This is a genomic window from Streptomyces sp. NBC_00354 (assembly GCF_036106915.1).
Lineage (GTDB): Bacteria > Actinomycetota > Actinomycetes > Streptomycetales > Streptomycetaceae > Streptomyces.
This window is the reverse complement of the sequence record NZ_CP107983.1, coordinates 8,202,192-8,220,301: the sequence shown is the minus strand read 5'-3', so window position 1 is coordinate 8,220,301 and position 18,110 is coordinate 8,202,192. Positions and strand designations below refer to the sequence as shown.

Here is an 18,110-nt window from a genome sequence, read left to right as displayed (position 1 = left end):
CCCACTGTCCGGAACTCCGAGTACTTGGGCCACAACGTGGGCACAGGTGCACACCACATCGGCGGCAACGAGAAACCCGGCACCGACCACCTCGCCCTCGGTCGAGCAGACCCGCACCTGTGACGCCTCCAGCACGTCGCTCCCCCGCACAGCGGCCATGAACTCCCCCGTATTCAACCTGTCCCCTGATATGCCTCAGGCCAGCATCATCGGCACGACCGGCCTACACAACTCGACCTACCGAAGCACCAGTTGCAGAGAAGCACAGCTGTGATCCGCAGGAGACCCAGCTCGACACATCCGCATCACACGGCCCAGCGGTTCAGTGCCAGACGAGCCTTCACCCACACCTGGTACTCGCCGCCAGGACCTCGCAATTTTTGCCGTTGCGGCACGCAGGCCCTTTAACGTTGTACCGCCGCCCGTCTGGCAGCTGCCGGAGACCTACAATCGCGCGACGACCTATTGGCCGCCGACATCGGCGCCAGGAATCATTGGGCCGTCCCAACGGGAGCCGCCCGGAGGCGGCGAAGGCGAGCACCGCGCCGAGCGAGAAGATGTTGCTCGCCTCGGTCAGGCTCTCGCCGCGGATCTGCTCCGGTGACATGAACCCTGGCGAGCCGACCACCACCCCGGCGCTGGTCAGGCCGCCGGTGGTGGAGTCCAGGGCGCGGGCGATACCGAAGTCGATCACTTTCGGGCCCTCGATGGTCACCATGACGTTCGACGGCTTCAGGTCACGATGGACCAGCCCGGCAGCGTGGATGTCATCCAGCGCCCGGCACAACCCGGAGGCCAGACCACGCACCGAATACTCCGGCCGCGGCCCGTGCTGCTCCACCACCACCTGCTGCAGGGTCGGCCCGGCGACGTAGGCCGCCGCAACCCAGGGCAGTGCCGCGTCCGGGTCGGCTGCCAGCACGGCAGCCGTCCACTCCCCGCCGACCTGCCGGGCCACAGCGGCCTCTTTGGCGAAGCGGCGCCGGAAATCCGGGGCCGCCGCCAGCTCGGCGCGGACGGCCTTCACCGCCACCATCCGCCCCCGCGGGGACCGGGCCAGGTGTAACCCCGGTTCATCTGCCCGGCGGTGACCTCCTCGGCAAGCACCCGAGCGCCGAGTTGGGCGCCGAGGCCGGCCAGCCCCGCGACCGGGGGTGGCCCCCGGCCTGACACCGGGGCACTGGGATCCCGGCTGCCTCGGGTGCCCTCATGCCCGATCCCCTGCCAGCCCGGAAGCCTTCGGCCCTGTTCTGGCCACCTGCGCAACGGCCGCGACGTCGCAGCCGCTGCGCAGGCCGCGGGTGTCGCGGTGAACGTGATGTTCACCGCGACACGTACCGATACCACCCTCGCGCTGGCCTTGGCGGGCACCGCCCCCGACCAGATGGGCGCCGCCGGAGTCGTGGCGCGGGCGGACTACCTTCGTCTACTCGCCCTCGGCGCCACCCCCGGCCTGGCCGCGCAGATCCTCTTCGACGGGGCGGGCACGGCCGGTCACCGGCGGCAGGACAACGCAGCGTTCACCCGGGTCTGCGAGGCAGAGGCGATCCGGGCCCGGCTGCGGGAGCTGGCAGGGGCCGTGGTCGACCACCCGCACTGGCAGAGCATCGAGAAGGAGAAGCTGGTCGCGGCCCGGATGCTGCTGAAGAAGCAGATCGTCCCCAGCCCGACGCCGGCCCGGGCGGCGATCTCACTGATCGGCGCGTCGACGCCGGAGGAGACGAACACCGCGGCGGCATCCTCGAGCAACGTCTGCTGGTTGCGTAGCGCGTCGGCCCGCCGGCATCGGACCGGCACCCCCCTGAGCTCGCTCGCAGTGGGCAGCACGTCTCCCTTTGATAGCGGTTGGCTAAACGGAAACACCGTTCCGCATAATAAACGGAACAACGTTCCGATCTGAGCGCAGCCGGAGCGTGACGCCCCAACCCCTCCCCGCCGCCGGCCTCATCGCACCGGCAGCAGGCCATGGAAGGGGGACCGCCGTCCCGCAGCTCCGCCGACGCCCTCGGCACGGCCAGGTTGGAGACGCTCGACCAGATGTACCCCCGGTTCCCGGATGTACCCGAACAGATCGCCGGCAGCACACCGCGAGACCATGTGGTCCAGCCGATGGGACAGCGGGCCCAGGCGACCGCCGGGCTTTGCGGCTGTCCTTGACCGCGATGACGGTGGTGGCGATCAGGGCACCGGACCGCGAGCTCGTATTCAGTCGGCAGAGCCCGGATCGTCGAGTTCGTGTAGCCCCGCCGGGTCCTCGTCGGTCAGTACCTCCCCTGTCGCGGTGACGAAGCGCTGGGCGTGGCCCCGGTGGACGCAGAGAAGCTGGTCGCGGATACCGGTCCGGTCTCGGTATACGGCCAGGGCCGGACCGTACTTGCTGCTGTGTCCCGGGATCTCCGTGTCCGTGCTCCACCCGGCGCCGTCGAAGGCGGACCACCACAGCTGCTGGCGGGCGGGGTCGCGGTGGACGCACATCAGCCTGCCGTCGAAGACGGCGAGGCCGATGTTGCTCCGGGTACGGTGCCCGGGCAGCGCGCCTTCGGAGGTCCAGGTGGTGCCGTGCAGTCGGGCCCAGTGGATCGCCCCGTCCTTCGGGTTGCCGTGCACAAGGTGCAGGGCGCCGTCGTACACGGCAAGTGCCGGGGACCTCGTGGTGGAGGAGCCGGGGACGGCTTCGGGAGCCGTCCAGCTTCGGCCGTCCCGGCTGGTGGTGACCATGATCCGCTGGGCGGCGTCGGCGTAGGCGAGGTAAAGGGAGTCGCGGAAGACGGCCAGGGCCGGGCCGTAGACGCTCTCGGCGTACGGGACCGGCCGGTCCGGCGTCCAGGTATCACCGTCGAACGAGGTCAGCGCCATGGCCCAGTCGCCCGAGCCCCCGCGGTGCGCGCAGTACAACCGGTCCCGGAACACGGCCAGTGCTGGGGCGCCCAGGGTGTGGTGGGCGGGGAACGGCTGGTCGTCGGACCAGCTGCCGTCCGCGTGGTGCGCGGTCCACCACAGGCCGGGGTCATCGCCCTGGCCTTGGTAAACGCAGTACAGGTCGTCTCGGAAGACGGCCAGGGCGGGCGTTTCGGAGGCGTAGCGGGCTGTGAACTGCGTGTCGGCTCCCCAGCCTGCGCCTGGTTCGAACACACTGAACCACAGGCCGGTCTCGCGAGGCGGTGCGTCGAGGGCCATCGGGGCGAGGAGGGTGGGCGCGGCCCACGGCGAGTGCAGCTCGCACCCTGCGCCCCGGGCGGTCGCCCGGAGCCGTTCTGCGCGTCCGGCCAGCCCCGCGCCGACGGCTTCGGCGAGGGTCGCGGGGAGGGACCCGGCAAGTGCCTCCGCCACCAGGCTGGGGAACCGGTGGTCGGGCTCGGTGCCGTCGGGGTGCTCAAGGCGGTCGGCGGCCCGCTGGTTGAGGCGGAGGGCGAAACCCCACCCCAGCTGGCGCAAGGAGACTTCGGCCCCTATGGCGATGAGCTCCTCGCCCACCCGTTCCGCGCGCTCCTCCGCTTTCGCTGACGGGGCCTCCGCGCCGAACTCCGGTGTCGTGCCGGTTTCCCGCCCAGTGGGGGTGTATTCGATTGCCATCCTGTCTTCCTGTCTTCCTGTCTTCCTGTCTGCTGGGCCCACGGGCCGACAGACTGCCCTCCGCGCGCCGCGCGGCGACCGTCCCGACCTGGGACGTGAACGTTTACGGCCCGCTGCCGGCCGGGTGTGCACCGCTCTGCGGGCTCCTCTCACGTTTCACCGGGCGCTCCGGTGCGGGCACGTGGCCGTTCGGCCGCCTGCGGTCAGTGATCGCGCCGCTGGGCCGGGTGGCGCCTGTGGTGTCCTCAGGGAAGGCCGGCCGGCGCGGGTGGCAGGAGCGGTGGCGCGTCGTGCGACAGGGGGAGGATCCGGTCGCCCGTCCGGATCGTTCCACCGCGGATCACCTCGGCCCGCAGTCCGCCGCGGTGCAGGAGGCCGCGAATCAGGCCGGGGCGGGCCAACTGTTCCAGGCGTGCGCAGGGTTCGCTGAGTTTGAGGCCGCGCAGGATTACCCCGCTGATCCGGAACTCCTGGTCCACCAGGGGGTTGAGGCGAATGTCGCGGCAGACGAGGTTGCGGCGGCATTCGGCGGGAGTGAGCGTGATGCCGTGCTCGTGGGCCAGGGCTTCGAGGACCTCGCTCTCGATGAGGGTGACGTCGCAGACCCCGGACGCCCGGCCGGTCCCCCGGCGCCGGGGCCGGGGAGCCTCGCCTGCCCAGTAGTTGCGGTCTCCCACCAGGCCGCGGCCGGTGACCGCCTGGGCCTGGTCGACTCGGAAGGTGGGCTCGCCGGTGCGCGCGGCGAGGTGCAGGGAGGCGATCCGGCCCGGTCCGGGTGGTGGCGGGGTATGCGCCATGGACGGTTCACCCCTTGAGGAAGTGGTCTGTGAGGGAGCGGAGGGTGCGGAACTGGTTCACGTCGATCTGGTCGAGGTGCAGCTCTCGGCCGATCAGGTCTTCCAGCAGCAGGATGAATTCCATGAAGGCGAGCGAGTCGATCAGCCGGTTCTCGATCAGGTCGAGGTCGTCCGGGATGTCTTCGAGACCGGGGTTGCGTTCGAGCAGCCAGTCCACGACTGGCTTGATCGCGTCGTCCATGGTCACCTCTCCTGGCTCGGGTACAGCCGTTGGAACGTGTTCGTGCGCGCGGCGTTGGCCGCGGAGCCGGGGCAGGCCCCAGGGGGCCGGCGGGCGTTCTCGTACTCCCAACGGATCTGGGCGACGGTTTCGGCGGCCGTGCGCGCGGCGGTGACGCCGCTGCAGGACCGGCCGCAGTACATGGCCATTTCCTCGATGCGGCCGGTGGTGCCGTCACTCGGGGCCGCCGCGCTGTAGCGCGGTACCGGGTGCTCTCTGCCGTCCACCCGGGTGGTGGCGATGAAGGTGGCCGGGGCACGGTCCGCGGCGGCGGTGAGGGGGTTGCGCAGGACGCGGTGTCGGCGTTGCGGCCAGCCGATGTCGAAGAGGGAGGTGATGAGGGTGTCGTCGGCCACGGCCTCGATCACTCGCCGTTTGAACTGCGGGTGCGCGGTGGATTCCGCGGCCGGGACGAACAGGGTTCCGGCCATCGCGCCGTCCGCGCCGCGCGCCACGGTGTCCGCGAGGTCGCTGCCGGTCGCGATCCCGCCGGCGACGGCCAGGACAGCGTGCGGGTGGCGGGCCCGGACTGCGGCCAGCAGGAGGTGTCCAGGCAGCCGGCCCAGCAGGTGGCCGCCGGCTTCGGTGCCCTGGAGGACCAGGGCGGCCGCACCTTGCCCGAGGGCGGTGTCCGCGTCTTCGGGGGTGCCTATCTGTATGACCAACGGGTGGCCGGCGTCCTGCACGGCCCGGGCCGCGTCGGGGTCGGGCAGCCCGAAGGAGGTGACGAAGCTGCCCTGCGGCAGCTCGTGCAGGACGGCTCGGAGCTGGTCCAGGCAGGAGGCCGGCCCTACGACCTCGGGAACCACATTCACCCCGAACGGGAGGCTGGTGGCGGCCGCCACCTCCCGGACCAGGCGGGCGGCCCGCGCCGGCGGTTCCTTGTACAGGGCAAGGGTGCCGCCCGCTCCGGCCCGGGACACCTCGGCGCACAGGGCGGGGCCGGCGACGGCGCCCATTCCGGCTTGCAGCAGGGGCAGTTCGAGCCCGAGCAGGGCGGCCAGCCGGGTCACGAGTACCTTCCCGCCTGCCGTACCGCGTGGAGGGCGGCGGCCAGGTCCCCTTCGAAGAGGTCGCCCAGGGCGTGCACCCAGCGTTCCAGGCCGAAGGCGACGCAGCCGGTGAAGGCCGGGCGGCCGGCGTGGCGAATGCCTCGGCGCTCGCCGAAGAAGTTGCGGTGGTTGTTGGTGGAGGCGACGGCGGTGCCGTCGGTGTGCAGGTACTCGTCCTTGACCGGGGCCAGCATCTGCATGAGGGTGCGGGCGCCGTCCTTCTGGAAGAACGGGTCGGTGGCGGGCTGCCGGTCCAGGGTGAGGCCGAGGGCCGCGCCGAAGGCGGCGATCCGCTCCCGGTGCCGGTCTAGGTGGGCCCGTACGGCTTCGGCGGAGCCGATGCACACGATCTCCCGCATGGTGAACCCCCACAGCCTGCGCAGCCCGTCGTGGTGGTCCTCGTTGCGGAAGCACTGGGCGACGGTGGTGATCAGCACGGGAGTGTCGGCGCTGGTGCCGGTGAGGTGGAGGAAGCAGCCGTAGCAGGCGGCGGAGGGCAGCAGGTGGGTGGCGTCGGCAAGATCGGCCGCGGGCAGTGCGGTGGCCCCGGGCGGGAGTGCGCCCAGGGCGGCCAGCCGGTCGGGGCGGATCCGGGTCACCGTGCTGCCCAGGTGCGGGAAGTTGCGGAAGTAGTCGAGGGTTCGCAGCTCTTCGGCCGGCAGCAGCGGTGGGTAGCTCTGCTGCCGGGCTCCGGCTTCGGTGCCCCAGCGGGTGAACACCGCGTCGAGTGCGCCCTTCAGCAGGACGGCGGGCTCGTCGAGGCTGGCCAGTCCGTCCCGGACCGACCAGGCGGACCCGGTGTTCCCGGTCGCCGTGGGTTCAGTGACGGCCATCGAATACCCCGATGCGGTTGAGGAAGTCGGTGGTCTTGTGCAGGACCGTGGCGTGGGCGGCATGTCGGGCGGGGTGGGCCAGCAGCTGTCCTCGCAGCGCGAAGCCGTTCGGGAGACCCGCGTCGCGGTAGACGGCCGGGCTGTAGAAGGACTCCATGCTCGTGGTGAGGTAGCGGCCGAGGTAGCTGCGCAGTTCGTGCCGGGCCGCCTCGTCCAGGCCGCTGTCGAGGAGTCGTTGCCACAGGAGTTGCACCAGCCGGCGGCCGAAGGCGATGTGCCTGGACTCGTCCTGGTGGTGCAGCCGGTTGATCTGGCGGATGGTCGGGTGCAGCCGGTCGTCGGCGGCGAGGTGGACGTTGTAGTGGTCGACGATCTGCTCGAAGACAAGGATCCGGGCGAATACCAGGAAGTTTTCGATGTCCGGGTCCTGTGGGGCGTCGGGCAGTCTGATCGACTTGTCGGGGTAGATCTTGGCCGCGTACTTGAGGCAGAACGTGGCGAAGAACCACATGTGGTCATTTTCCTCGCCGATGAAGTGGTGGAAGAACTCAGAGGGGAGCTCGAAGCCGGGCGTGTGGATGCGCCGGGTCACCTCGATGAGGAGTTCGCGGATGCCGTGCACGTTGAGGCTGTAGAAGTTGACGCTCTCCCAGCGGCTCAGGGCCTGGATTTGGGCGTGGCTCAGTTCATCCATCAGCTCGGTTCCGTGCACGGAGAGCAGTTCGGGGGACATCCATAGGCCGTCGCCCGGGATGGCGGGCGGCCAGTCGAAGGTGGTGAACGGGTTGTAGTAGTCCGCGGTGGCCTTCTCGGAGAGTCGGTCGAGCAGGCCCTTGAACTCGGTGTCGTCGGCGGTGGCGGTGCCGGCTCCTGCGGCGGGCCGGGTGTTGGGGGGGCGCATGGGCGTCACTCCTTCCATCGGACGGCCGACAGCAGAGCCTGGTGGAGTTCGGGGGTGGCCGCGGCCAGGCAGGACCGCTGGTTGGTGATGCTCAGGTCGGTCAGGACGGTGTCGCCGAGCGGCTGCCCGTAGCCGTCGGTGATGATCGCCCCGGCCCGCTCCGCGAGGAAGACGGCCGCCGCGATGTCGTACGGGAACAGGTGCAGGACCCTGCCGTTGCCGGCGCGTTCGAACTCGGGCAGCAGCGCCGGGTCGTCGCGCAGCAGCCGGTTGCCGATGTCCACGTAGGCGTCGAGCTGACCGGTGAGCAGCCGGGAGATGGACCAGGTGGCACTGTTGAAGACGAAGACCCCGCCGGTGTTGGCCGAGCGGTCGATGAGGTGGCCGTAGGCCTCGGTCATCAGACGGGCCGGGTGGCCGTTGAACTCCAGCGACCAGAACATCCGGGCGGGGTCGGTGGTGCGGGTCAGCGCCGGGACGGGGTGGTCATAGCCGTGCGCCGTGATGCCGGGCGTCGCCAGGTCCGCGTAGAGGTAGGCGCCCGTGCGCAGCTCCATCAGCAGTCCGTGCTCGACGTCCGCGATGCGCGGGCGCTGGGACATACGGGCGACGGCGACCGAGACGGTCGCCGACTCGAGGCCGGCGACTGCGGGCCGGGTGCCGTCGATGGGGTCGACGACCAGCAGATGGGCGGGGTCCGTCCCGTGGTACTGCAGACCGCGGTCCTCGGAGTAGACGGCGACGGGCAGGTCGCGGCCGGTGATGTACTGCCATACAGCCGTCTCGGCGACCTCGTCGAGGCCGAACTGGGCGTCCCCGCCCGGTGAGTGCCCTCGGACCAGGCGGCTGCCGGCCCGGTGCTGGGCGGCGAGTACCGCCTCGCGGACGGCTCCGGCGAGGCCGATCACGTACGGCCGCAGTGCTGTGGCGGGCGAGGGTGGCCCGTAGCCGGTGCGCGTCATGTCGCGGCCTCGGCGGCGAAGAGGGCTTCGAGCCGGTCGCCCAGCAGATCGGCCTCGGCTCGGGTGAGGATCAGCGGCGGCCTGATCTTGATAACGTTGCCCCGGCCGTAGCGGGAGGTGCGCAGGATCAGGCCGTGGTCCATGCCGTGACGGGCCAGGTTCTGGGCCCGTTCGCTGTGCGGGCGGCCCTGGTCGTCGCCGATCTCGATCCCGATCATCAGGCCGAGGCCGCGCACGTCCACGATGGCGGGGTGCCGGGCGGCCAGCGCGCGCAGCCGCTCCATGACGTAGGCGCCGACCTCCCGGACGTTCTCCAGGAAGCCGGGGCGGCTGATCACGTCGAGAGTGGTGGCCGCGGCGGCCGCGGCGAGCACGTTGCCGCCGTAGGTGAAGGAGTGGTGGTCACTGCTGAGGCCGGACATCCGCTCGTCGGCGACGATGGCCGCGACCTGCGCACCGGAGCCGCCGAGACCCTTGGCGGTGGTGAGGATGTCGGGCCTGACCCCGTAGTGCTCGGCGGCGAACATCCTGCCGACGCGGCCGATGCCTGTCTGGATCTCGTCGAAGACGAGGACGATGCCGCGTTCGTCGCACAGGGCGCGCAGCGCGGGCAGATAGCCGTCGGGGGGCACGATGTTGCCGCCGCTGCCGGAGACCGGTTCGACGACCACGCAGGCGACGCTGCCGGAACTGGCGTGGTCGAGGAAGTCGTTGATGCGCTCGACGCACAGCATGCCGCAGCTGTCGGGGCCCTCCTGACGGTAGAAGCACCGCAGACAGTAGGGGTCGGGGACCTGGAGCACACCGGGCATCAGGTGCGGAAATGGGGCCTTGCGGAAGGACTCGCCCGACATGGTGGTCGTCATCATGGTCTGGCCGTGGTGACTGCGGAACAGGGTGATGACGTCGCGGCGGCCGGTGGCGAGCTGCGCCATCTTGACCGCGCCCTCGTTGGCGGTGGAGCCTCCCGACACCTTGAGGTGCACCTTGGTCAGGTTCGGCGGCGTGACCTCGACCAGCCGCCGGACCAGTTCGTTCACGGGAGCCGTCTGGAAGGTCGAGGTGGTGTGCACGAGCCGTTCTGCCTGGTCGCGCATGGCCTTGACCACTTCTGGATGCCCGTAGCCGAGGCTCAGGTTGAAGGTGCCGGACGCGCAGTCGAGGTACTCGTTGCCGTCGGTGTCGTAAAGGTGAACGCCCTCGCCGTGGTCCATCTCGTACGCGCTGACCGGATAGTAGAGGTGCTCCTGTGCGTAGCTCAGGGCATCGCCGAGGACGTCGCTACGGGCACCGCTCCGAGCATCATTCCGGGCATTGCTCTGCGCAGTGACGTCGGCCATGAGTCTCCTGTCGACTTCCGTCCCGCAGACACTTCGGGCGGCGGATATCGATATCTCCGGGACGCGAGTTGGAGGTTCCTTCCGGAATTACGGAAGCTGGATTCACACGTCCAGAACGAAGGTGAACTCTGCGTCCCAACCTTCTGCCGTCTCCCGCACATCCATCAGGCATTCTGGCCGAAAATACTTGTCAAGATGGTTTCGGCGCTCTCCGGGGAAATACAGCATCGTGGTCAGCACGACCCCGCCGGGCGGCTGCACCTTCACGTGCACGTGCCTCGTCCGCCCCGGATACATGGCGGGCAGCACCGTCTCCAGCCGCCACCGCCCCTCAGCGTCGGCGAACTGGTGGCCACGCAGCCGAAAGCCGTCGCCGTCGTAGATCCCGGCAGCTCCGACCTGCCAGAAGTCGAGGAGAGTGCCGCCGATCGGCTTTCCCTCGGGGGTGCGCACGGCGCCGTGAAGCAGCATCGGAACGCCCCCTTCCACGTCGTCCCGGAAGCTGGCCTTGAAAGGGGTGTCCGGTTTGTAGTACGGCCCTTCGCGCAGGGCGGGCGTGGGTGGCGTCCCGTTGCAGCGAACCGTCGGCGTCAGCGTCTTCAGGACATTTTCCGGACTTCCATTCTCCACGTCAGAATTCTCCCTTGATCAAGGAATCAACGCTTCGATCCAAGCAGACTAACCGGCGTTCCCGATGTTGAGAAGAAGGCCATACGTCACCTCTGCGCCATTTAATCGACGCTTATTGCCCGGATCCCGCGTTCCACGCAGACAGCAGTTGTCTCCTGGGAATGAAGCGGCGCGCGGGTCGGATGTGAAAGTGGGGCCGGTGGGGCCAGTGACGCCAGCTCGTCCGACCGCGGTCAGTACCGGTCGGCGGCGGACCGGCGCAGCACGGCCCGGGCGCGGACGAAGTAGGCCCGATCGGGCGGCGCCGTGAGGATGTCCGCGAGCGCGAAGAGGTCGAGCGTCCGGCTGAGCCGCAGCCAGTCCGCGGGCAGCCGGCCGTTCCCGCCCCTGAAGCCCTCGATGAAGCCCGCGGTGAAGGCGGGTGGGTACTCGTGGGCGAAGCGCAGCATGTTCCCGACGTCGAAGAGCGGGGAACCGCTGAAGGCGAGCTCCCAGTCGAGCACGGCAGCCACCGCCCACTGTCCCGCGCGCCGATGCACGAGGACGTTCTTCGGGTTGAAGTCGCTGTGCACCAGGCTGCGTTCCCCCGCCACGGCGGCGAGGGCCCGGGGCCCACGGCGGGCCTGGGCGCGCAGTTCGGCCCTGTCCGTCCCGCTCAGCGGCCCGCCCGCGGCCGCTGTGGCCAGACAGTGGTCGACGAAACCGGGCAGGTCGCCCAGCGGGGCCGCGCCATCGGGCGGGGGGACCAGCGAAGAGTCGCCGAAGACGCCCGGTCGGGGCAGGCTGACCCGGCCGATCCGCGCCAGCACCGCGCCGACGGCCCGCCCCAGGGCCTGTGCTTCGACGGGCACCGGGCCGTCCTCGAGTACCTGACTGAGCGGTGTCCCGTCCACGAACCGGTAGAGCAGGGTGGGACGGCCGGTGGCCCGGCCGTGCGGATCGGCCGCCACCACCGCGGTCACCGGGACGGTATGGGCAGCCGCCCGGCCGAGGACCGCGACCTCGACCGCGCAGGTGTTGCGCGGAACGCGGCTGGCGCTGGGCCGGTAGCGGCGCAGCACATAGCGCTCCGTTCCCGGCGCGTCGGCCGGCTGGGCTGTGAGCACGGCCATGTCGTTGGTGAACCCGCCGGGCAGCGGATCCACCTCGTGAAGCCGGGCGCCGGGCAATGCGTGCCGGGTCAGCCAGGTGTGGGTGGCCGGGTCGAGAAGGCCCACCGGATCGGGGCGCGTCACATCGGACATACTGCCCGGCGCAAGGCCGTCCTCATGCGTCCCTTCCCCCCGATGGGCCAGTGCCGGACGGCCGCCGCCGCGCTGCGGCGGCCGCCCTCGCCGCCAGGACCAGCCCGCCCGCCGGTCCGGCGAGGCGGCCGAGCCGTGCCGGGACCACAAAGTCCCCGGCCGAATGCTCCGCCAGCCCCGGGTATCCGGCCAGCGCCGATGTCAGCTCGGCACTGAGCAGCGGGAACAGCCCGGGCAGTTCCGCGACGCCGCCGCCGATCACGATCCGTTGGGGCGCGGTCGTGTAGACGATGTTGCGCAGCCCCGCAGCCAGGTAGGCCGCCTCCAGCCGCAGCGCCTCGCGCAGGGCGTCGCCGGTCAATTCTTCGGCCGGGGTCCCCCACCGGGCGTGCATCGCTTCACCACCCGCCAGCCCTTCCCAGCAGTCGCCGTGGAAGGGGCAGGAGCCGGGGAAGGCGTCACCCGCGACCCGGGGCACCGCGAGGTGGCCCATCTCGGTGTGGACCAAGCCCCTGACCACCTCGCCGCCGATGACCGCACCGCCGCCGATGCCGGTGCCGACGGTGAGGTATACGTAGGTGTCCAGGCCGCGCGCCGCACCCCAGCGGCCCTCCCCGAGGGCCGCGCCATTGACGTCGGTGTCGATGCCCACGGGCACGTTGAGTGCGGCGGCGACCGGCCCCGCGATGTCCGCCCCCGACCAGCCGGGTTTCGGGGTGGCGGCGAGACGTCCGAACTTGGCGTGGTCCGGACGCAGTTCGAGGGGCCCGAACGACGCGATGCCGATCGCGTCCAGCGGTCCGGTCTCGGCGGCGGCCTTCCGGAAGAAGTCGATGGCCCGGGCCAAGGTGGGGCCGGGCTCGCCGGTCGGGAACCGGATCTCGGCCTCGATCCGGTCGGGGGCCGAGCCGACGAGGCAGACGAACTTGGTCCCGCCGGACTCGATCGACCCGAGCCGCGGCGCGCTCACGCTTCCACCGGCCAGCCATCGGCGTCGGCCGGGCCGGAGTGCGAGCGGATGACGACCTTGAGCGCGTCGTAGCGCGGCGGCCGTCCGGTGACGCCGCCCCCGCCGTCCCCGGTGAGGCTGCCGAGCGCGGTGAAGGCCTCGGCGTATCGTTCGAGCGGGAACTCGTGCGTCACCAGCCGCTCCAACAGTGGCCCGGTGCCGGAGCCGCCTCGTTGTGGGCCGGCGAGTTCGGCGGCCAGGTCCACCGCGACCGGGAAGATGTCGGCCCGGTAGTCCCCGGCGCCGATCAGCCGGATGCCCCGGTTCGTGAGCTGGAGCGGGCTCAGCGGCACGGCGTAGGTGTCGTCGAAGCCCATCAGCACCACCCTGCCGCCGTCGTCGATCAGCCGTAGCGCCGCGTCCAGGCCGGTTCCCGTGGTGTCGAAGACGACGGAGGGGCGCTCGCCCTGCGAGGCCTTCGCCACGGCTTCGGCCGGGTCCGCTCCGGCCACGTCCACCACGTGCGCGAAGTGCCCGCGGGCCCGCTCCAGCCGGTAGTCGTCCGGTTCGGCGATGATGACCCGGCGCGCTCGGCGGGCGGCGACCAGCGCGGTCAGCATCCCGATCGGGCCCGCTCCGAGCACCACCACGGTGTCGGCGAAGGTGACGGACGCGGCCTCGACGTTGTTCAGTACGCAGGCGAGCGGCTCGATCAGGACCGCGCTGCGGAAGGGCAGCCCGGCGGGAACCTGCTCGACGAAGCGTTCCGGCAAGGTCACGGCCTCCGCGTATGTGCCGTCCCGGTCGACGCCGACCTCGGTACCTGCCTTGTGACGGCAGAAGTTGGTTGCTCCCCGGCGGCACGGGACGCACCAGCCGCAGTACAGCGTCGGGTTGACCACGACCCGGTCCCCCACCGCGACCGATCGCACCCGCGGTCCGGTCTCCCGCACCACACCCACCGACTCGTGCCCGAGCACCACGTGCGGCCTGGCCGGGAACCGCCCGAGCAGGATTTTACGGTCCGTTCCGCAGACCCCCGTACCGACGATCGCCACCACCACGTCGTCATCGTTCACGATCTGCGCGGCAGGCCTGTCCTGCAGTTCGGCGGATCCTGGACCCAGATAGACGAGAGCGCGCACGAGACCTCCCCATCAGCGTTCGGACTGCGAAGCTAGCGCAGCCGCACGCGACCGGATACGACACCTCTGAGCCACTTTGCGGCCGCGGCCGGCCGGGCCTTGGGCCCCACGACTTCCCCGACAGTCGGAGTCGGCAGGTCAAGGGCTCGTACCCGCCGCGCCAGAATCCAGAAGTCCGGTCGCCCTCATCTGTCACCCGAGGCTGAGATCCGGGGGCCGTACGGACCGGCATCACCTGCTCCACATCAGCCACGGAGGTGTACGCAAGCGCAAGTACCGCTTCCGCGGCGTCCTGTATCAGGCCGCACGCGGGCGCCCCATCTGGATCCCGGCCCAGCTCCACACGAAGACCGCCGCCGACCGCGGCGAGCGCCAGACGGCCGCTTCTGCCAACGGATCTCCGGCGCAGGACACCAGTAGGACCTCGTCAGGTTGCTCCGGCTCCTGAGTTCTGGCTGGTGGTGGGTGTTGCGGGCAGGGAGCGGTGGTGCCGTGGGGTCGCCCCGTGCGGCCGTATTCGCACGGGGCTGCCCAGGCGCTTCAGCTGAGTTGTACCTCAGCGAAAAGCGGCGATGCTGCGGGTGACCCAGTCGTTGAAGGGGCTCGGGGCGCGGCCGAGGACTCGTTCCACGTCCGAGCTGATCCGCAGTTCGGCGGGGTTCGGGGCGGCGATGATGTCCAGGGTGTCGTCGGCGAGCTCCGGCGGCACGAACCGGGTCATCGCGGCCTTGGCCTCCTCGCGGGTGAGTTCGTGGAACCGCACCGGTGAGCCGAGCGCGGCGGCGATGGCCTCTGCCTGCTGGCGTGGCGTGATCACCTTGGGCCCGGTCAGCTCGAAGACTTTGCCGGTGTGCCGGTCGTCCAGCAGGCAGGCCGCCGCGACCTCGGCGATGTCCGCCGGGTCGACGATCGGAACCCCGACATCGCCGAAGGGTGCGGCGACCGTCCCTTGCGTGCGGACGGACTCCGCCCAGGCCAAGGCGTTGGAGGCGAAGCCGCCCGGTCGCAGGACTGCCCAGCCCAGGCCGGACTCTCTCAACGCGTCCTCCACCGCGCGCATCGCGATCCGCGACGGGCCGAGCGGCCTGGTCGCCACTCCCTGCGAAGACAGCAGGACGACCCGGCGGACCCCGCTGGCCGCAGCCAGGTCGATGATGTCGGTCGGCCTGGCGTCGGGGGCGTGCAGGTCGCCGGACAGCAGGAGGAACAGCGCCTTCGCCCCGACCAATGCGGCGGTCAGGCCCTGCGGATCGGCCAAGTCAGCCGGCACGTGCCGGACCCCTTCCGGCACCGCCGCCGCGTGCCGCGACACCGCCGTCACCTGCTCGCCCGCCTCGGCCAGGGCCTGCGTCAAAGGCCGGCCCACATTCCCGGTAGCCCCGGTCACCACGATCATGTTCAGCTCCTAGTCCGTTGTGTACTGCGGCAATTGACGCTAGGAGTCGGGCTTACTTTTCGTAAGAACATACCCCGAGGTAAGCTCCGGACATGAGGGAAGGCGCGCAGCTGACGCAGGCCGAGGCAGGCAATCGGTATGAGGTGTTTCACACCGACTGCCCTGCGCGCGACGTGGTCGACCACGTGACCAGCAGGTGGGGTATCTGGGTGCTCATCTCCTTGCGGAGCAACGACCTTCGGTTTTACGAGCTGCGCGACAGCATCCAGGGCATCAGCGAGAAGATGCTCGCTCAGACACTGCGCGCGCTGGTCCAGGACGGCCTGGTCTGGCGGAAGGTCGAGCCGACGACGCCGCCCCAAGTCACCTACGGGCTGACTGAGTTCGGCCAGGACGTCGGTGAGCCACTGACGGACTTGTTCGACCGGATCACACAACGGCTGCCGCCGCGCAGCGCGGGATAGTGCGGTAGCGGTCGGCAGCCGGGAGAGCCTCTGTCGGCGCCCACCCAACGTGCTCAGCCAGGTACACGGCAGGTGCGAGCCGCTGCCCGCGTCGAAGCAGACCGGGCCCGGGTCGCTGCTGTCGGACAGCACACCCCCCCTCGTGCGGCTCCCAACGCCTGCAGAACCCTGTCCACGACGATCGACCCCTCCCCGCGGCGCGGCCGGCCCACGAAGTCCAGGCTGGCGCGACCGCGCCGCCCAGGCATCGCGATCCACCGAAAGCGGGACGAGCGAAATTCCAGTGGTCAACGGGAGGCGGAGCGGAGCGTCGTGAGGAGGACCGGGATCCCCCGATCGGCGCATTGCCCTGCTCTGATTGGGGGATGCCATGTCAGACCAGGCCCCTACCGTCCGCCGCGGACAGGGATCTGCCACGGGAACGAAGGAGAGAGCGGTGGTGTTCGTCGGGGTCCACGGGGAGTAGGGGCGTATCGACGTCGCCCAGGCCGACCTCGGATGCGGACAGGACCGGGAGAGCATTTACGCCACCCCGACGTGGCCTTCCCCGGCAACCCGCTCCACGCCCTCGCCGGGCGCCTTGAGACAGAAGGGGCTGTGGCCGGCTTGATCCGGGAGGCCAAGGAGGAAGCCGGCCTCGTGATCGCCCCGAGGATGTCGAGCTCGTGCACACGGTACACATACTCGATGAGGGCGGCGATGGGCAGCCGAGGCCCGGGCTCTTCTTCCGTGCCCGCGCATGGTCGGGCACGCCGGAGGTGCGCGAGCCGGACAAGTGCCTGGAGTGGGCCCGAGCCGCGATGGTCGCCCGCCTCGCAGACGAAGGTGCCCTGCACCCGGGGCCCGTCCGGGAAGCGCTCCTGGCCTTCCCGCGGGAGGTACTCATGCCACAGGGCTACCTACGGCGCACCGAGGTGGACGTGACGCGGCCGCGGTGGACGCTGCCGGACTGGACGCGGCCCGCGGACCGGGAGGAGCTCCTCGAGATCTGTACTGCAGTGCGAGTGTCCTGATCCAGCACGACGGCGAGCCGATCCCGGGCTGCGAGGCCTGGCCGTGGCGGACGGCGGCGAGATCACGTCCCTGCCCAGCGTCCTGGCCGTGACGGCCCGCCTGATGCAACAGCTCGGCCTGCGGCCCGAATTGCGGACCCTGAGCATCGGCACCGTCGCAGCCGTGACGTGCGCGGTCACCGGCCGTGGCGGCGAGGAACTCGGCGCCGAGGAGGGGGCCGATACCGGGCATGCAGGACGAGCCCTACGGGTGAATGCGCATGCCGTGCTTCCACAGGGCACAGCCCGGCGCCTGCTGGCCGCCGATCACACGGTCCTTCTTGTCGTCCTCCCGCGTCAGGGTAAGTCCGCTCTCATCGTCGGTGTATTTCTGCACCACTACCCCATTGATCAGGACATTCAGCTGCTCAGGTGTCGGTCCCTTGGGCCAGCACGTGCGTGCGTTCACCTTCGTCTCGAAGAAAGAGGTCTGCGGGCCAGCGATGGTGGCGTGGGTGAGGTTCGCACTGTGCAGCGAGGCATTACCCAAGTTGGCGTTCATCAAGCTCGCGTCCTGAAGGTTAGCGCCGATGAGGTTCGCTTCCCGCAAATCGGCGCCCGTGAAGTCAGCCCCGGTCAGGTCGGCGTCCCGGAACTTGGCACCACGCAGGTCTGCCTTGGTGAAGTCCGCGTTATGGAGCGACTTGCCACTGAAGTTGATGCCTTTGATGTCGCGGCCAGCGACAGTGAAGCCTGGAATGCTCGCGGCGCTCTCAACGCTCGCACGCCACGTCGCGTACTCCTCGGAAACCCGAATCGACTCAGCCATGAAAATAGCGGACAAACCCACGGCGATTCCGCACACCAAACCTCCGCCTATACCGGAGAGCACCTCGATCCTCGGCTCGGACTCCGGTTCCTTGACGGCCATCCGCCAAGCGCGGACTGCGAGGAGGCAGCCGAGGATAAGCAGTAGCAAGACCAGAGCCCATTGCAATGGACCTACATGGGGCATGGGGACCCTCCCCACACACTCAGACAAGCGGCGGCCTACAACACACTGGCTTCTCTTCCTCTGTACGCCCGACCGGCCATGATCGCAAACGGGCCTGGTGGGTCCTGTGTTGCCAGCGCTGAGACCAAGCGGCTTCCCATGGCGTGATGCGGTGGCGGATCCGACGCTTGGAGCCACCGCGCGTCGGTTGGCAGTTTCGCCGGCCGCGACGGGATCGGATGGGCAGATGCCGAGCACGAGCGGTTCCACGCGTCAAGGCACAGAACGCCACACCGGCTGCCATGCAGGAACTTGCAGACAAGTACACCGCGGTGAAGGAGAAACTGACGGCCGCCACTGTGAAGCTCACGAATGAACAGGCAGTGAATGCCGCACTGTGGCAGATCGTCGCCGAGGCTCGACCTTGAACTGATGCAAGCCGATAGGAACTTGAGCAGTCCGGGAACGCCACCCGGCTTCCCTCCCCGCGTCGACGGGCAGCGCAGAGATAGAGACCGTTCCACAAGTACTGAAGACACGCACGTACAGAGGTGAACG

General features: G+C 70.1%; 18 protein-coding genes and 1 pseudogene. 3 read left to right on the top strand and 16 right to left on the bottom strand.

All coding sequences use genetic code 11. The annotated features are described in order from the left end of the window. Window positions 1-340: 340 nt before the first annotated feature. The 15 genes and pseudogenes from OHT74_RS37785 to OHT74_RS37715 all read right to left on the bottom strand — a co-directional run bounded on the left by OHT74_RS37785 (window position 341) and on the right by OHT74_RS37715 (window position 15,102). Window positions 341-1,036 (bottom strand): serine/threonine-protein kinase, encoded by a 696-nt coding sequence (locus tag OHT74_RS37785; RefSeq protein ID WP_443047640.1) that lies wholly within the window; start codon window positions 1,034-1,036, stop codon window positions 341-343. A gap of 617 nt (window positions 1,037-1,653) precedes the next feature. Continuing rightward, a pseudogene (locus tag OHT74_RS37780) lies at window positions 1,654-1,824 on the bottom strand (TetR family transcriptional regulator); the annotation flags it as partial. Between the two features lie 381 nt (window positions 1,825-2,205). Next, window positions 2,206-3,573, bottom strand: coding sequence for a hypothetical protein (locus OHT74_RS37775; protein WP_328622804.1), 1,368 nt, complete (start codon window positions 3,571-3,573; stop codon window positions 2,206-2,208). 245 nt (window positions 3,574-3,818) lie between these two features. Further along, the gene (locus OHT74_RS37770; RefSeq protein ID WP_328622803.1) at window positions 3,819-4,370 is read right to left on the bottom strand and encodes an MOSC domain-containing protein; all 552 of its coding nucleotides are present in this window, start codon (window positions 4,368-4,370) and stop codon (window positions 3,819-3,821) included. A 7-nt stretch (window positions 4,371-4,377) separates the two neighbouring features. Then, window positions 4,378-4,611, bottom strand: a complete 234-nt coding sequence (locus tag OHT74_RS37765; protein WP_266671262.1) for a phosphopantetheine-binding protein — start codon at window positions 4,609-4,611, stop codon at window positions 4,378-4,380. 2 nt (window positions 4,612-4,613) lie between these two features. Further along, entirely contained in the window at window positions 4,614-5,663 is a 1,050-nt protein-coding gene (locus tag OHT74_RS37760; protein WP_328622802.1) for an NAD(P)H-dependent flavin oxidoreductase, read from the bottom strand. After that, the gene (locus OHT74_RS37755; RefSeq protein WP_267002444.1) at window positions 5,660-6,535 is read right to left on the bottom strand and encodes a hypothetical protein; all 876 of its coding nucleotides are present in this window, start codon (window positions 6,533-6,535) and stop codon (window positions 5,660-5,662) included. The genes OHT74_RS37760 and OHT74_RS37755 overlap by 4 nt, the downstream gene beginning before the upstream one ends. Next, the gene (locus OHT74_RS37750) at window positions 6,522-7,436 is read right to left on the bottom strand and encodes a diiron oxygenase (protein ID WP_328622801.1); all 915 of its coding nucleotides are present in this window, start codon (window positions 7,434-7,436) and stop codon (window positions 6,522-6,524) included. Before OHT74_RS37750 ends, OHT74_RS37755 begins: the two co-directional genes overlap by 14 nt. A gap of 5 nt (window positions 7,437-7,441) precedes the next feature. Continuing rightward, window positions 7,442-8,398, bottom strand: a complete 957-nt coding sequence (locus OHT74_RS37745) for an inositol monophosphatase family protein (RefSeq protein WP_328622800.1) — start codon at window positions 8,396-8,398, stop codon at window positions 7,442-7,444. Continuing rightward, entirely contained in the window at window positions 8,395-9,738 is a 1,344-nt protein-coding gene (locus OHT74_RS37740; protein WP_328622799.1) for an aspartate aminotransferase family protein, read from the bottom strand. Before OHT74_RS37740 ends, OHT74_RS37745 begins: the two co-directional genes overlap by 4 nt. 102 nt (window positions 9,739-9,840) lie before the next feature. Beyond that, window positions 9,841-10,368, bottom strand: coding sequence for a dioxygenase family protein (locus tag OHT74_RS37735; protein ID WP_328622798.1), 528 nt, complete (start codon window positions 10,366-10,368; stop codon window positions 9,841-9,843). 233 nt (window positions 10,369-10,601) lie between these two features. Continuing rightward, window positions 10,602-11,603 carry a phosphotransferase family protein gene (locus OHT74_RS37730; protein ID WP_328622797.1) on the bottom strand — a complete coding sequence of 334 codons (1,002 nt, stop codon included), beginning with the start codon at window positions 11,601-11,603 and terminating at the stop codon, window positions 10,602-10,604. Window positions 11,604-11,634: 31 nt separating this feature from the next. Continuing rightward, complete coding sequence (locus OHT74_RS37725) at window positions 11,635-12,582, bottom strand: ROK family protein (protein WP_328622796.1); 948 nt, start codon at window positions 12,580-12,582, stop codon at window positions 11,635-11,637. Next, window positions 12,579-13,706 carry a zinc-dependent alcohol dehydrogenase gene (locus OHT74_RS37720; protein WP_328622795.1) on the bottom strand — a complete coding sequence of 376 codons (1,128 nt, stop codon included), beginning with the start codon at window positions 13,704-13,706 and terminating at the stop codon, window positions 12,579-12,581. Before OHT74_RS37720 ends, OHT74_RS37725 begins: the two co-directional genes overlap by 4 nt. A 556-nt stretch (window positions 13,707-14,262) precedes the next feature. Beyond that, window positions 14,263-15,102 (bottom strand): SDR family oxidoreductase, encoded by an 840-nt coding sequence (locus tag OHT74_RS37715; protein WP_328622794.1) that lies wholly within the window; start codon window positions 15,100-15,102, stop codon window positions 14,263-14,265. A 92-nt stretch (window positions 15,103-15,194) separates the two neighbouring features. On the opposite strand from OHT74_RS37715, the gene OHT74_RS37710 reads away from it, so the two are divergent. Then, window positions 15,195-15,566, top strand: a complete 372-nt coding sequence (locus tag OHT74_RS37710) for a winged helix-turn-helix transcriptional regulator (RefSeq protein WP_266671237.1) — start codon at window positions 15,195-15,197, stop codon at window positions 15,564-15,566. Between the two features lie 665 nt (window positions 15,567-16,231). After that, window positions 16,232-16,579: a hypothetical protein gene (locus OHT74_RS37705; protein WP_328622793.1), complete on the top strand. Its 348-nt coding sequence runs from the start codon at window positions 16,232-16,234 to the stop codon at window positions 16,577-16,579. 244 nt (window positions 16,580-16,823) lie between these two features. On the opposite strand, the gene OHT74_RS37700 is transcribed toward OHT74_RS37705, so the two are convergent. Then, entirely contained in the window at window positions 16,824-17,489 is a 666-nt protein-coding gene (locus OHT74_RS37700) for a pentapeptide repeat-containing protein (RefSeq protein WP_328622792.1), read from the bottom strand. A gap of 365 nt (window positions 17,490-17,854) precedes the next feature. Here OHT74_RS37700 and OHT74_RS37695 point away from each other — a divergent pair, with 365 nt between their 5' ends. Further along, the gene (locus OHT74_RS37695) at window positions 17,855-17,980 is read left to right on the top strand and encodes a hypothetical protein (RefSeq protein WP_328622791.1); all 126 of its coding nucleotides are present in this window, start codon (window positions 17,855-17,857) and stop codon (window positions 17,978-17,980) included. Window positions 17,981-18,110: the final 130 nt, after the last annotated feature.

What these genes read in the sequence shown, in the direction of transcription:
- OHT74_RS37765 (WP_266671262.1), bottom strand. Translation starts at nt 4,611, where the DNA reads ATGGACGACGCGATCAAGCCAGTCGTGGACTGGCTGCTCGAACGCAAC.
- OHT74_RS37700 (WP_328622792.1), bottom strand. Translation starts at nt 17,489, where the DNA reads ATGGCCGTCAAGGAACCGGAGTCCGAGCCGAGGATCGAGGTGCTCTCC.
- OHT74_RS37775 (WP_328622804.1), bottom strand. Translation starts at nt 3,573, where the DNA reads ATGGCAATCGAATACACCCCCACTGGGCGGGAAACCGGCACGACACCG.
- OHT74_RS37770 (WP_328622803.1), bottom strand. Translation starts at nt 4,370, where the DNA reads ATGGCGCATACCCCGCCACCACCCGGACCGGGCCGGATCGCCTCCCTG.
- OHT74_RS37715 (WP_328622794.1), bottom strand. Translation starts at nt 15,102, where the DNA reads ATGATCGTGGTGACCGGGGCTACCGGGAATGTGGGCCGGCCTTTGACG.
- OHT74_RS37745 (WP_328622800.1), bottom strand. Translation starts at nt 8,398, where the DNA reads ATGACGCGCACCGGCTACGGGCCACCCTCGCCCGCCACAGCACTGCGG.
- OHT74_RS37740 (WP_328622799.1), bottom strand. Translation starts at nt 9,738, where the DNA reads ATGGCCGACGTCACTGCGCAGAGCAATGCCCGGAATGATGCTCGGAGC.
- OHT74_RS37750 (WP_328622801.1), bottom strand. Translation starts at nt 7,436, where the DNA reads ATGCGCCCCCCCAACACCCGGCCCGCCGCAGGAGCCGGCACCGCCACC.
- OHT74_RS37785 (WP_443047640.1), bottom strand. Translation starts at nt 1,036, where the DNA reads ATGGTGGCGGTGAAGGCCGTCCGCGCCGAGCTGGCGGCGGCCCCGGAT.
- OHT74_RS37710 (WP_266671237.1), top strand. Translation starts at nt 15,195, where the DNA reads ATGAGGGAAGGCGCGCAGCTGACGCAGGCCGAGGCAGGCAATCGGTAT.
- OHT74_RS37695 (WP_328622791.1), top strand. Translation starts at nt 17,855, where the DNA reads ATGCAGGAACTTGCAGACAAGTACACCGCGGTGAAGGAGAAACTGACG.
- OHT74_RS37755 (WP_267002444.1), bottom strand. Translation starts at nt 6,535, where the DNA reads ATGGCCGTCACTGAACCCACGGCGACCGGGAACACCGGGTCCGCCTGG.